Below are 13281 nucleotides of genomic sequence, written 5' to 3' on the forward strand. Positions count from 1 at the left end.
CCATACAGCGACATACGGGACAGCTCGGTGCCGGGCCGCGATCTTGTGGAACGGACCGCGGCACTTCCCCTCAGCGCGCATCGTTACCATGCGTGGACGCACATTCCGACGACCACTGACGACGACGAGGGACGGACGAGCGCGTGGCCGAGGCGGCAGACTTCCAGGGGACCAGTGCCTCACCTGCCCGCCGGTGGCTGCGGCGCACCGGAGCACTGCTCGCCGGTGCGCCCCTACTGGCCGGACTCCTCCAGTTGCCCGCCGCGACGCCGGCGGACGCGGCCGGGCAGGAGTCCGCGCAGGCTGCCTCCGGCACGAGCGGCTCGGTGTCCGTAGCCGTCGACTCGCTCAGCCCCAGCGCCCCCACCGAGGGGGACACGGTGACCGTGACGGGCACGGTGACCAACAACGGCAAGCAGCCGGTCACCGACGCCCACGTCGACCTGCGGGTGGGGCCCTCGCTCGACACCCGCTCCTCCATCGACAGCCTCGCCAAGAAGAGCGACGACATCCAGGGCCCCGCCGGCGAGGCAGTCGGCGGCAAGTACACCAAGAAGTTCCCCAAGCTCACCCCCGGTGTGGCGGAGCCCTTCAACATCTCCGTTCCGGCCGACGAGCTGGACCTCGGCCAGGACGGCGTCTACCAGCTGGCCGTCGCGCTCTCCGGTGAGACCGCCGCGCAGCCCTGGGACCAGGTTCTCGGCGTGCAGCGCACGTTCCTGCCGTGGCAGCCGGAGGAGGCCGGCACCAAGACGAAGACCACGTTCCTGTGGCCGCTCGTCTCCGATGTCCACATGACGGCCGAGACGGGGTCGAACGAGCAGCAGACGCCGGTCTTCAGCAACGACGACCTCGCCGCGGAGATCTCCCCGGGCGGCCGCCTCGACCAGATGGTGTCGCTGGGCAAGGGTCTCGACATCACCTGGGTGATCGACCCGGATCTGCTGGCGTCCGTCGATGCGATGACGAGGAGCTACCAGGTCAGGGGCGAGGACGGCGCCACCACGCCCGGCAGGAACCAGGCGGTCGCCAAGCAGTGGCTCTCCGAGCTCCAGCAGGCGGTGGCGGGCAAGGAGGTCGTCGCCCTGCCGTTCGGCGATCCGGACCTCGCCTCCCTCGCTCACAACGGCACGGCCGTCACGAGCTCGCTGAATCACCTCAAGGAGGCCACCGACGCCGTCGACAACACGGTGGAGCCGATCCTCCACGTGAAACCGTCCAAGGACTTCGCGTGGCCCGTGGACGGCGCCGTCGACCCGTCGATCATGAAGGTCGCGACCTCGGGGGGCGCCGACAAGGTGATCACCCGCAGCGACAGCCTCCAGGATGATCTGTCGTACACACCCTCCGCGGCCCGGCCCATCGGCGGCGGCACCACGGCGGTCGTCGCGGACTCCAGGATGTCCACAGCCTTCCAGGGCAACCTGACCAAGGCCTCCGCTTCCACGCTCGCCGTGCAGCGCTTCCTGGCCCAGAGCCTGACGCTCGGCCTCCAGACCGGCAAGCAGCGCAGCATCGTCGTCGCCCCGCAGCGCACGCCCTCCGTGAGCCAGGCTCAGGCGATGGCCGAGGCGCTGGGAGCCCTCCAGGGCGGTAACTGGTCCGAGTCGCAGGACCTCACGGCCGCCGCCAAGGCCAAGCCGGACCCGTCGGCCAACAGGAAGGTGCCGCCCACCTCCGCGTACCCCGCCTCGCTGCGCAGGCAGGAATTGCCGCGGGCCGCCTTCGAGCAGATCGCCAGGACGCACGACAAGCTCGACAACTTCAAGGTGATCCTCACCGACGAGTCCCGGGTGGTCACCCCCTTCGGGCGGGCCATGAACCGCGAGATGTCCACGTCGTGGCGGGGCCGGGGCGTCGCCGCGGTGGGGTACCGCGACAACGTCGAGTCCTACCTCGACGGGCTGATCGACGGGGTCAAACTCATCGAGAAGTCGGAGACCAAGCTCTCCGGCCGCAGCGCCACGATCCCGGTCACCGTCCAGAACAACCTGGTCCAGGGCGTCGAGCACCTGGAGCTGCGGCTCACGTCGAAGAACCCGACCCGCCTCAAGATCAGCGGCGACGCCTACGAGGAGCAGCCGGTCACCGTGAACGGCGGGCACAGCCAGTCGGTGAAGTTCACCACGTCCGCCAACGCCAACGGCCGGGCGGAGGTGGTCGCCCAGCTGTACACGGAGGACGGCCAGAAGTACGGCGAGCCCGTCACGTTCGACGTGAAGGTCACCGAGGTCACGCCCACCGTGATGCTGGTCATCGGCGGCGGCGTCCTGCTCCTGGTCCTCGCCGGCTTCCGTATGTACACCCAGCGCAAGCGCGCCGCCGCCCGCGAAGCCGCCGAGGACGCCGCGGCGGAGGCGGACGACGACGTCGACAGCCCGGTCAGCACTCCGCAGAACCCGGAAGCCCCCGGCGACCGTCTCAAGAAAGAGTCCGAGACCGGCTCCCGGGCAGACGCCCCGCAGCAGCCGAGTGACCCGGCCCCGGACACCGCAGCGGAAAGCGCCGACCCGTCCGGCACGGGTGAGAGAGTGGACCGTTGAGATGTCGTGGCCGGTGGGCCCGGGACGATGAGGTGGGGTAACCATGAACGCGCCGTACGACGGTGACCACGGCCGTGGCGTGGGCAGCTCGGGCTACCCCGAGTCGGGCGGGCCCGAGGGCTCGCAGCCCGAGCACGGCCAGGTGCCGCCGCAGCCGCCCGCGGACATGTACCTCCAGGACGCCTACGGCCAGGACCCCTACCGGGCACAGGACCTCTCCGCCCAGGACCCGGTCGCCGAAGCGCGCTACGACCGCGCCGCGCACCCCCCGCCCCCTCCGGGCACGTACCAGCCGCAGCAGGAGCTGTACGCCCAGCCGCCGCAGTCGCCGTACGCGCCCGACCCGCGGGTGTGGGCTCAGACGCCCGCGCCGGAGCCGGAGGGCCCGACCAGGCACCTGCCGTACGGCGACGACGCCCGGACCACCCAGTTCGTGGGTGTGGACGACCTGGTCTCCCAGGCGGGTGAGCCGCGCCAGGAGCCGGACGCGTTCGCCCATCTCTTCCGGGACCAGCAGCAGGCCAGCGGCCACCCGTCCTACGAGTCGCCGTCGGTCCCCGGCCCGTCATCGGCCCCCGGCCAGATGGCGCAGGGACAGTACGCGGCGCAGGGGCAGTACGCGGCGGGCCAGTACCCGGTTCCCGGCGAGACCGCGGCGACGCCGGCGGTGGACGACGCCCCCGCCCCGGAAGCTGCTGCCTCGCCCGCTCCGAAGAAGGGCGGCCGTGCCGCGGGCCTGATGAAGTCCAGCGCCGTGATGGCGGCGGGCACGATGGTCTCCCGCCTCACCGGCTTCATCCGCTCCGCACTGATCGTCTCGGCCATCGGCGTCGGCTTCCTCGGTGACACCTTCCAGGTCGCCTACCAGCTGCCGACGATGCTCTACATCCTCACGGTCGGCGGCGGTCTCAACTCCGTCTTCGTGCCGCAGCTCGTGCGCGCCATGAAGGACGACGAGGACGGCGGCGAGGCGTACGCCAACCGCCTGCTGACCCTCGTCATGGTGTCGCTCGGCGCGCTCACCGCGCTCGCGATCTTCGCCGCGCCGCTCCTGATCCGCCTGATGTCCCCCTCGATCGCCAGCGACCCCGCGGCGAACCAGGTCGCCATCACCTTCGTCCAGTACTTCCTGCCCTCGATCTTCTTCATGGGCGTCCACGTGGTGATGGGCCAGATCCTCAATGCCCGCGGGAAATTCGGCGCGATGATGTGGACCCCGGTCCTGAACAACATCGTCATCATCGTGACGCTGGGCATGTTCATCTACGTCTACGGCACCGCGGCCGACTCCGGGATGAAGGTCACGAACATCCCGCCGGAGGGCCAGCGGCTCCTCGGTGTCGGTGTGCTGCTCGGCCTCGTGGTCCAGGCCCTGGCGATGATCCCCTACCTGCGCGAGACGGGCTTCCGGCTGCGGCTGCGCTTCGACTGGAAGGGCCAGGGCCTCGGCAAGGCCATCACGCTCGCCAAGTGGACGGTCCTGTTCGTCCTGGCCAACCAGGCGGGCGCCATGATCGTCGTCTGGCTGTCCACCGCGGCGGGCAAGGCCTCGCCCGTCGACGGCACCGGCTTCTCCGCCTACGCCAACGCTCAGCTGATCTGGGGTCTGCCGCAGGCCATCATCACGGTTTCCCTCATGGCCGCCCTGCTGCCGCGCCTGTCGCGCTCGGCGGCCGAGGGCGACGGCGGTGCCGTCCGCGACGACATCTCCCAGGGCCTGCGCAACACGGCGGTCGCCATCGTGCCGATCGCGTTCGGTTTCCTCTCGCTCGGCATCCCCATGTGCACCCTGATGTTCGGCTCCTCCGGCACCAGCGAGGCCACCAACATGGGCTTCATGCTGATGGCGTTCGGTCTCGGCCTGATTCCGTACTCCGTGCAGTACGTCGTCCTACGCGCCTTCTACGCCTACGAGGACACCCGAACTCCCTTCTACAACACGGTCATCGTGGCCGCGGTCAACGCGGGCGCATCGGCGGTCTGCTACTTCGTCATCCCGTCGCGCTGGGCCGTGGTCGGCATGGCCGCCTCGTACGGCCTCGCCTACGCGATCGGCGTCGGCGTCGCCTGGCGCCGGCTGCGCAAGCGGCTGGGCGGGGATCTCGACGGCGCCCGTGTCCTGCGGACTTACGCCCGGCTGTGCATCGCGTCGATCCCGGCCGCCCTGCTCAGCGGCGCGGCCTGCTACGGCATCGGCCGCACGCTCGGCCAGGGTGTCGTGGGCTCGCTCGCCGCGGTGCTGGCCGGAGGCGCCGTGCTGCTCGTGATCTTCTTCGTCGCCGCCCGCCGCATGCGCATCGAGGAACTCAACTCGCTGGTCGGCATGGTCCGCGGACGCCTGGGACGCTGAGTCGGGGGTGGGCGCACAACCATCGTCAGCCACCGCGTGTCGTGCATAGCGGCGGACTGTGGGCACAATTGGTTTCGGCGTCGAACGGCGCGCAACGAATGCCGGGCGGCGCGCAATGGATGGGGAGGCAGGAACGACGGTGGCGGAACGGAGTACGGCTGCCGTCGACGTGGCAGACAACAGCGACGAGACGTCGCTGACCGCACAGGCGGACCAGTCCACGGCCGACGGGGTGGCCAAGAACCGGGAGCGGGACACGGACAGCGACGAGGTACAGGAGAGCACCCGGACCGACGGTCCAGGGAAGACCTCGCCGCCCGAACTGCACAGTGGTCACAAACTCGCCAGACGCTACCGCCTCGAGGAGTGCGTCACCCGTCTGGACGGTTTCAGCAGTTGGCGTGCCGTGGACGAGAAGCTCCGCCGTGCCGTCGGCGTGCACATCCTGCCCGCGGACCACTCACGGGCCCGGTCCGTCCTGGCCGCCGCCCGCTCCTCCGCCCTTCTGGGCGACCCGCGCTTCGTCCAGGTGCTGGACGCGGTGGAGGAGAACGACCTCGTCTACGTCGTCCACGAGTGGCTTCCTGACGCGACCGAACTGACCACGCTCCTCGCCGCCGGGCCGCTGGAGCCGTATGACGCCTACCAGATGGTCAGCCAGGTCTCGTCCGCCATGGCCGCCGCCCATCGCGAGGGCCTCGCCCATCTGCGGCTGAACCCCAATGCCGTCCTGCGTGCCTCGACCGGGCAGTGGCGCATCCGGGGGCTCGCGGTGAACGCCGCTCTGCGGGGCGTCGCGTCCGACACCCCGCAGCGCACCGACACCGAGGCCATCGGCGCCCTGCTGTACGCGGCCCTCACCCAGCGCTGGCCGTACGAGAGCGATGCCTACGGGCTGTCCGGCCTGCCGAAGGACATCGGCCTGATCGCGCCCGACCAGGTGCGTGCCGGTGTGCACCGCGGCCTCTCCGAACTCTCCATGCGCGCGCTCGCCAACGACGGCGCCACCGCCTCCCGCCACGAGTCGCCGTGCACCACCCCTGAGGAGCTGGTGAAGGCGATCGGCGAGATGCCCCGCATCCGCCCGCCGGAGCCGGCGTTCACCGCGCCGCCCGAGTACCAGCGCACCGCGTACCAGCAGGGCGCGTACGGCCGCCAGGCCCAGCGCCCCGGTGCCGCGCAGCCCGTCCCGACCCCGCCGCCCCCGCTGCAGAGCCGCACGGGCAAGGCCCTGAAGTGGGCCGTGTCCGCGCTCCTCATTGCCGCGCTGGGCCTCGGCAGCTGGCAGCTGGCGGACGCGCTCATGGACCAGGGCGGCAAGTCCGAGGACCCGGGCCAGACGCAGAACAACGACGACGGCGACAAGAACAAGAACCGCCCGGCACCGAAGCCGATCGCCATCAAGGGCGCCGAGGAGTACGTCGCCGAGGGCGACGCCCAGCACCCCGCCGACGTGACCAAGACCTACGACGGCAACCCGTCCACGGCCTGGCGCACCAGCAGCTACCTGGACGGCCCGCAGATGGTGATAAAGCCCGGTGTCGGCATCGTCTATGACCTCGGGTCCGACAAGGAAGTCTCGGCCGCGACGCTCTCGCTGCGGTACGGCAGTGACCACACCACGGTCGAGCTGTACGCGACCGACACCCTCGGTTCGTCCACGCCGCTGAGTGCCATGAAGAAGCTGGGCACGGCGACGACGAGCAGCACCTCCGCGAAGGTGACCGTCAACAAGCCGGTGAAGAGCCGGTACCTCCTGGTGTGGCTGACGGCCCTGCCGTACTCCGGCGACGACCCCGCCAACTTCAGCAATCCGGGCTACAAGCAGGCCATCACCGAAGTGAAGTTCACGGGCTGAGAGCCGACAGAGGGAAGGGGGTTCGATGGCGGACCGCGCCGAGCACAGCGGTGCAAGTGATCAGGACCTCCTCGCCCGGCATGTCGAGGGCGACCCCGACGCCTTCGGTGAGATCGTGCGGCGGCACCGCGATCGGCTCTGGGCGGTCGCCCTGCGGACGCTGGGGGACCGCGAGGAGGCCGCTGACGCGGTGCAGGACGCCCTCGTCTCCGCCTACCGGGCCGCCCACACCTTCCGGGGCCAGTCGGCCGTCACGACGTGGCTGCACAGGATCACGGTGAACGCCTGCCTGGACCGCGCCCGCAAGGTCGCCTCCCGGAAGACCTCTCCCGTCGACGACACCGAGCGCCTGGAGCAGCTGCTGGAGCCGCACGAGTCGGCTTCGGCGCCCGCCGAGCGCAACGATCTCCACCGCCAGCTCATCGAAGCCCTGGGGACCCTGCCGGCCGACCAGCGAGCGGCGCTCGTCCTGGTGGACATGCAGGGCTACCCGGTCGCCGAGGCGGCCCGCATTCTCGACGTGCCGACCGGCACGGTCAAGAGCCGATGTGCGCGCGGCAGAGCCAGACTCCTGCCACTGCTCACCCACCTACGGCCGGAGAGCACCGGTGGGAGCAAGAAGCCGGGCGGGGAACGGAACCGGACGCAGGGGCCAGCCGTCCCACCCGCAGCGGGTCCGCGCCGGGCGGAACCACCGGACACAGGACCGAGCGACCCAGCGGCAGTGAAGGGCGGAGGTGGACGAGCGTGACGTCGACGACAGACATGGCCGGGCACCCGGACGTCGCGGAGATCTCCGACCTCACCGAGGGCCTCCTCCCACCGTCCCGGAGCACCGACGTGCGCCGTCATCTGGACGAGTGCGAGCTCTGCGCGGACGTCTACACCTCCCTGGAGGAGATCCGCGGGCTGCTCGGCACGCTGCCGGGCCCGCCGCGCATGCCCGCCGACGTCGCAGGCCGCATCGATGCCGCCCTCGCCGCCGAGGCCCTGCTGAACGCCACGGGGCCGGAGACCGCAGAGCACCAGACACCGGTGAGCACCCCCCGTTCCACGTCCGAGAACGACAGCGGTGCGCATGTTTCACGTGAAACATCGACGCCCGCCGACCGGCCCGCCGGACGCCCCCGCTCTTCCACCACCGGCCCGGGCCGCAAGGACCGCACCCGGAACGGGCGCCGGAGGATCGCCGTTCTGGGGACCGTCTTCACCGTCGCCGCGCTGGGGCTGGGCTCCGTCCTGCTGTCGTCGCTCGGCGACGGCAAGCCCTCACATGAAACGGCGGGCGGGCCACGGACCGCCCCTGCGGACACATTCTCCGAGGCGAAGCTCGAGAAGCAGGTCACCGATCTCCTGGCGGACAAGCAGAGCAAGAAGGGGGGCGGCTCCCGCACCCCCTTCGGCGCGGCGACCGCCGGCCCCGACCATCCCCAGGTCTTCCGGGAACCCACCGTGCCCGGCTGCGTCCGTGACGGCATCGGGCGTAACGACTCGGCCCTCGCCGTCGAGAACGGCAGGTATCACGGGAAGAAGGCCATGCTGGTGCTGCTCCCCGACGCATCCGACGCCACTCGGGTCACTGCCTACATCGTCGACGCGACCTGTGTGGATCATGCCGCGGCCGACACCAAGGGCAAGGTCCTTCTCCAACGCTCGTACCCGTCCGCCTGAGCCACGTCTTCGTCTTCACCCGCGGCGGTACCCGGCACAGGGCCCGCATCTCCGTGTGCCCGGACACAGCGGGAATGCTCGCCCCTTAGGATCCGTTGGGTGGGGTGAGAGCTCCGAGAGAAGCTCCCACCGGTCGAACGACGCAGTCCAGAGACGAGGAATCAAGCCGTGAGCGACGTCCGTAACGTGATCATCATCGGCTCCGGGCCCGCCGGCTATACGGCGGCGCTCTACACCGCGCGCGCGTCGCTGAAGCCACTGGTGTTCGAGGGCGCCGTCACCGCCGGCGGTGCGCTCATGAACACCACCGACGTGGAGAACTTCCCGGGCTTCCAGGACGGCATCATGGGCCCTGAGCTCATGGACAACATGCGCGCCCAGGCCGAGCGCTTCGGTGCCGAGCTCGTCCCGGACGACATCGTCGCCGTCGACCTGACCGGTGAGATCAAGACCGTCACGGACACGGCCGGTACCGTCCACCGGGCCAAGGCCGTCATCGTCGCCACCGGCTCGCAGCACCGCAAGCTCGGTCTGCCGAACGAGGACGCCCTCTCCGGCCGGGGAGTGTCCTGGTGCGCCACCTGTGACGGGTTCTTCTTCAAGGACCAGGACATCGCCGTGATCGGTGGTGGCGACACTGCCATGGAGGAGGCCACCTTCCTCTCGCGGTTCGCCAAGTCCGTGACCGTCGTCCACCGCCGTGACACCCTGCGCGCCTCCAAGGCCATGCAGGAGCGCGCCTTCGCCGACCCGAAGATCACGTTCGTGTGGGACAGCGAGGTCGCCGAGATCCAGGGCGACCCGAAGCTCTCCGGCCTGAAGCTGCGCAACCTCAAGACCGGCGAGCTGTCGGACCTGCCGGTGACCGGTCTCTTCATCGCCATCGGCCACGACCCTCGCACCGAGCTCTTCAAGGGTCAGCTCGACCTGGACGACGAGGGCTACCTGAAGGTGACCGCCCCGTCGACGCGGACGAACCTGACCGGTGTCTTCGGTGCCGGCGACGTGGTCGACCACACCTACCGTCAGGCGATCACCGCGGCGGGTACCGGCTGCTCCGCTGCTCTCGACGCCGAGCGCTACCTCGCCGCCCTCGCGGACGAGGAGCAGCCCGAGCCCGAGAAGACCTCTGTCTGACCTCTCCCTACCCGCCCCACGCAACAACCAGTTAAGGAGCCCGCCGTGGCCGGCACCCTGAAGAATGTGACCGACGACTCCTTCGAGCAGGACGTCCTCAAGAGCGACAAGCCCGTGCTGGTGGACTTCTGGGCCGCCTGGTGCGGTCCGTGCCGCCAGATCGCGCCGTCCCTCGAGGCGATCGCCTCCGAGTACGGCGACAAGATCGAGATCGTCAAGCTGAACATCGACGAGAACCCGGGTACGGCCGCCAAGTACGGCGTCATGTCCATCCCGACCCTGAACGTCTACCAGGGTGGCGAGGTCGCCAAGACCATCGTGGGCGCCAAGCCGAAGGCCGCGATCGTTCGCGACCTCGAGGAGTTCATCGCCGAGTGAACCGGCGGTGCCGTCTGAGCGACGGTGCATGTTTCACGTGAAACACGAATGGGCCAACCCGGAAGGGTTGGCCCATTCGTTTGAGTGCCTGCCCTACAGCGGCCGCAGCGCCGGCTCCTTCTGTACGGCTCCCAGGAGCCGGTCCAGGGCCATCTCGACGTCTTCCTTCCAGGAGAGCGTCGACCGCAGCTCCAGCCTCAGCCGGGGATAGGTGGGGTGCTGCCGGACCGTCTTGAAGCCCACCGCCAGGAGGTGGTCGGCGGGCAGCACACAGGCCGGTTCCTTCCAACGCGCATCCCCGAACGCCTCGATCGCTTTGAACCCGCGCCGCAGCAGGTCCTTGGCGACCGTCTGGACCATCACCCGGCCGAGTCCCTGCCCCTGGTACCCCGGCACGATGAACGCGGTCATCAGCTGAACAGCGTCGGGGGAGACGGGACTCGTGGGGAACGCCGTGGAGCGCGGGACATAGGCGGGAGGCGCGTAGAGCACGAAACCCACCGGCACGTCATCGACGTACACGACCCGGCCGCAGGACCCCCAGTCCAGCAGAACGGCCGAGATCCAGGCTTCCTTCTCCAGAGCGGACTCGCCCGCCTTTACCGCGGCCTCACCGCTGACCGGGTCGAGCTCCCAGAAGACACACGACCGGCAGCGCTTGGGAAGGTCCTGAAGGTTGTCCAACGTGAGCGGTACGAGCCGGCGCCCCATGAAGGCTGATCCTCGCTTCCTTCGCCTGCCGCGTCGCGGGCGGCTGTGAGAACGCTCCGTTCCCTGAGGAGACTGCCGATGAACCCACCGACCGCTCCCAGCCCCAAACCGGCGCTCACCAGTCCAGCGCGGCTCATCGTTCGCATGGCCCCTGCCTTCCTCTCAGAGGTGCTGCCGGGTGGTTGCGCCGTATCCGAACGCATCGTATCCACGATGCGATTCCATCGATACCGCCAGAAAGGAAAGAGCAGGCCACGTTCCGGCACACACCGGACATGGCCCGCTCCGTCATCCACAACAGCGGCTCCCGCCGGAGGCTCAGGACTCGCTCTCCTCGGAGTCACCCTCCAAGAGGCTCTTCTGCAGAACCGGCCCCTCGCCAGGAGCGAGTGAGCCGAGGATCCGCTCAAGGTCCTCCATGGAGGCGAACTCGACGGTGATCTTGCCCTTCTTCTGCCCCAGGTCGACCTTCACCCGCGTCTCGAAGCGGTCCGAGAGCCGTGTGGCGAGCTCGGACAGCGCGGGAGAGACACGAGCACCGGCACGCGGGCCCTTGGGCCTCTGGGCCTTCTGGGGACGCGACCCCATCAGGGTCACGATCTCCTCGACGGCCCGCACCGACAGCCCTTCGGCCACGATGCGGTGGGCGAGCCGGTCCTGCTCCTCCGAGTCCTCGACGGACAGCAGGGCCCGAGCGTGGCCGGCGGAGAGCACCCCGGCGGCGACCCGACGCTGCACCGCCGGAGAAAGCTTCAGCAGACGCAGGGTGTTGGAGACCTGTGGGCGGGACCGGCCGATGCGGTCCGCCAGCTGGTCGTGCGTGCAGTTGAAGTCTCGCAGCAACTGGTCGTAGGCGGCTGCCTCTTCCAGCGGGTTCAGCTGGGCGCGGTGCAGGTTCTCCAGCAGAGCGTCCAGGAGGAGCTTCTCGTCCTCCGTGGCGCGCACGATCGCCGGGATCGCCTCCAGCCCCGCCTCGCGGCAGGCCCTCCAGCGGCGCTCGCCCATGATGAGCTCGTACTGGGCGGGCCCCACCTGCCGTACGACGACCGGCTGGAGGAGCCCCACTTCCTTGATGGAGGTGATGAGCTCGGCCAGCGCGTCCTCGTCGAAGACCTCACGCGGCTGCCGCGGGTTCGGCGTGATGGAGTCGAGGGGGATCTCGGCAAAGTGCGCACCGACGGGCGCCGCAGGCGTGGCGGGAGCACTGGGCTGCGCCGGCTCCTCTGTTTCACGTGAAACATGCGGCAGGGTCGCCACCTTCGCCGCGGCCACCCCACGATCGTTCGGCAGCACGGGCACTGCCGCGGGGGACGTGGAAGCGGCGCCCCCTGCCGCAGCCTGGGCCACCGACTTCTCCGTCGGCGCAGCAGGGATCAGTGCGCCGAGTCCACGGCCCAGCCCCCTCCGTCGCTCGCTCACTGAATGCCCTCCACCATGCTCGGGTCGTTCTGCTGTGCGCCGATATGGGCGTGCGTCGCGTCATAGCTGATACCGACGCCCTTCAGCGCGATCTCTCGTGCCGCCTCAAGATAAGAGAGGGCACCACTCGATCCAGGATCGTAAGTCAGGACCGTCTGCCCATAACTCGGTGCCTCCGAGATACGGACGGACCTGGGAATGCTCGTCCGCAACACCTCGTCGCCGAAGTGGGTGCGCACCTCTTCCGCGACCTGGGACGCGAGGCGCGTCCGGCCGTCGTACATGGTGAGGAGGATGGTCGACACATGCAGGGCGGGGTTGAGGTGCCCCCGCACGAGGTCGACGTTACGCAACAACTGCCCCAGACCTTCCAGCGCGTAGTACTCGCACTGGATGGGGATCAGAACCTCCTGGCCCGCCACCAACGCATTGACCGTCAGGAGGCCGAGCGAGGGCGGACAGTCGATGAGGATGTAGTCCAGCGGCTGTTCGTACGCCTGGATGGCGCGCTGCAGCCGGCTCTCCCGTGCCACCAGGGACACCAGCTCGATCTCCGCACCGGCGAGATCGATCGTGGCAGGGGCACAGAAAAGGCCCTCGACATCGGGGACCGGCTGGACGACCTCGGAGAGCGGCTTGCTCTCCACCAACACGTCGTAGATGGACGGAACTTCTGCGTGATGGTCGATGCCCAGCGCGGTGGACGCATTGCCCTGTGGGTCGAGGTCGACCACCAGAACCCGGCCACCATGCAGGGCCAGCGATGCGGCAAGGTTGACGGTCGTCGTCGTCTTGCCCACACCGCCCTTCTGGTTGGCGACCACCATGATTCGGGTCTGCTCGGGCCGTGGCAGGCCCTCGCCGGCGCGGCCTAGAGCCTCCACCGCCAGTTGGGCAGCACGACCGATGGGAGTGTCGTCCATCGGAGGCGGTGTTTCACGTGAAACATCCGCCCCCATCGACTCGGTACGGGGACCGGGGACCGGATCGGTCATCGGTCCCGCGATGTTGGCGTCGGACCGCAAGGATTCACTCTCCTCGACTTCAGGCTCGCAATGAACAGAGCCTCCCATGTCTTCGGGGTCGTGAACCAGTGAGGCCTTCCGTTCTGTGGAGAAATCCACCTCTGTGGACAACTCAGTTCCCTCATCGAGTGACCCGAGAGGCTTACGGTCGCGGGGTTCGGCCGCAGCGCGGCCACGACTGATGATGCC

10 protein-coding genes are annotated in these 13281 nt (G+C 69.4%); 7 read left to right on the forward strand and 3 right to left on the reverse strand.

Going from position 1 to position 13281, the window contains the following annotated elements; translation table 11 throughout:
- Nucleotides 1-143: 143 nt before the first annotated feature.
- The 7 genes from QF034_RS20150 to trxA all read left to right on the forward strand — a co-directional run bounded on the left by QF034_RS20150 (nucleotide 144) and on the right by trxA (nucleotide 9937).
- Complete coding sequence (locus QF034_RS20150) at nucleotides 144-2543, forward strand: DUF6049 family protein (RefSeq protein ID WP_307176272.1); 2400 nt, start codon at nucleotides 144-146, stop codon at nucleotides 2541-2543.
- A 43-nt stretch (nucleotides 2544-2586) separates the two neighbouring features.
- Nucleotides 2587-4893 (forward strand): murein biosynthesis integral membrane protein MurJ, encoded by a 2307-nt coding sequence (gene murJ / locus QF034_RS20155; RefSeq protein ID WP_307176273.1) that lies wholly within the window; start codon nucleotides 2587-2589, stop codon nucleotides 4891-4893.
- Between the two features lie 139 nt (nucleotides 4894-5032).
- On the forward strand, nucleotides 5033-6751 hold the full coding sequence (locus QF034_RS20160; RefSeq protein WP_307176274.1) for a protein kinase family protein: 1719 nt from the start codon (nucleotides 5033-5035) through the stop codon (nucleotides 6749-6751).
- Nucleotides 6752-6776: 25 nt separating this feature from the next.
- A complete protein-coding gene (sigM, locus tag QF034_RS20165) occupies nucleotides 6777-7502 on the forward strand; it encodes an RNA polymerase sigma factor SigM (RefSeq protein ID WP_307176275.1) in 726 nt (241 codons plus the stop codon).
- Entirely contained in the window at nucleotides 7499-8422 is a 924-nt protein-coding gene (locus QF034_RS20170) for an anti-sigma factor family protein (protein ID WP_307176276.1), read from the forward strand. The genes sigM and QF034_RS20170 overlap by 4 nt, the downstream gene beginning before the upstream one ends.
- A 168-nt stretch (nucleotides 8423-8590) precedes the next feature.
- Nucleotides 8591-9559: a thioredoxin-disulfide reductase gene (trxB, locus tag QF034_RS20175; protein ID WP_307176277.1), complete on the forward strand. Its 969-nt coding sequence runs from the start codon at nucleotides 8591-8593 to the stop codon at nucleotides 9557-9559.
- A gap of 45 nt (nucleotides 9560-9604) precedes the next feature.
- Nucleotides 9605-9937, forward strand: a complete 333-nt coding sequence (trxA, locus tag QF034_RS20180) for a thioredoxin (RefSeq protein ID WP_030847066.1) — start codon at nucleotides 9605-9607, stop codon at nucleotides 9935-9937.
- Nucleotides 9938-10030: 93 nt separating this feature from the next.
- Here the strand turns inward: trxA and QF034_RS20185 are convergent, their stop codons facing one another.
- The 3 genes from QF034_RS20185 to QF034_RS20195 all read right to left on the reverse strand — a co-directional run bounded on the left by QF034_RS20185 (nucleotide 10031) and on the right by QF034_RS20195 (nucleotide 13140).
- A complete protein-coding gene (locus tag QF034_RS20185; RefSeq protein ID WP_059414780.1) occupies nucleotides 10031-10648 on the reverse strand; it encodes a GNAT family N-acetyltransferase in 618 nt (205 codons plus the stop codon).
- A gap of 318 nt (nucleotides 10649-10966) precedes the next feature.
- Nucleotides 10967-12067, reverse strand: coding sequence for a ParB/RepB/Spo0J family partition protein (locus QF034_RS20190; RefSeq protein ID WP_307176278.1), 1101 nt, complete (start codon nucleotides 12065-12067; stop codon nucleotides 10967-10969).
- Nucleotides 12064-13140, reverse strand: a complete 1077-nt coding sequence (locus tag QF034_RS20195; RefSeq protein WP_078945117.1) for a ParA family protein — start codon at nucleotides 13138-13140, stop codon at nucleotides 12064-12066. The genes QF034_RS20190 and QF034_RS20195 overlap by 4 nt, the downstream gene beginning before the upstream one ends.
- Between the last annotated feature and the right edge of the window lie 141 nt (nucleotides 13141-13281).

Origin of the sequence: Streptomyces africanus, assembly GCF_030816955.1 — a bacterium.
Lineage (GTDB): Bacteria > Actinomycetota > Actinomycetes > Streptomycetales > Streptomycetaceae > Streptomyces > Streptomyces africanus.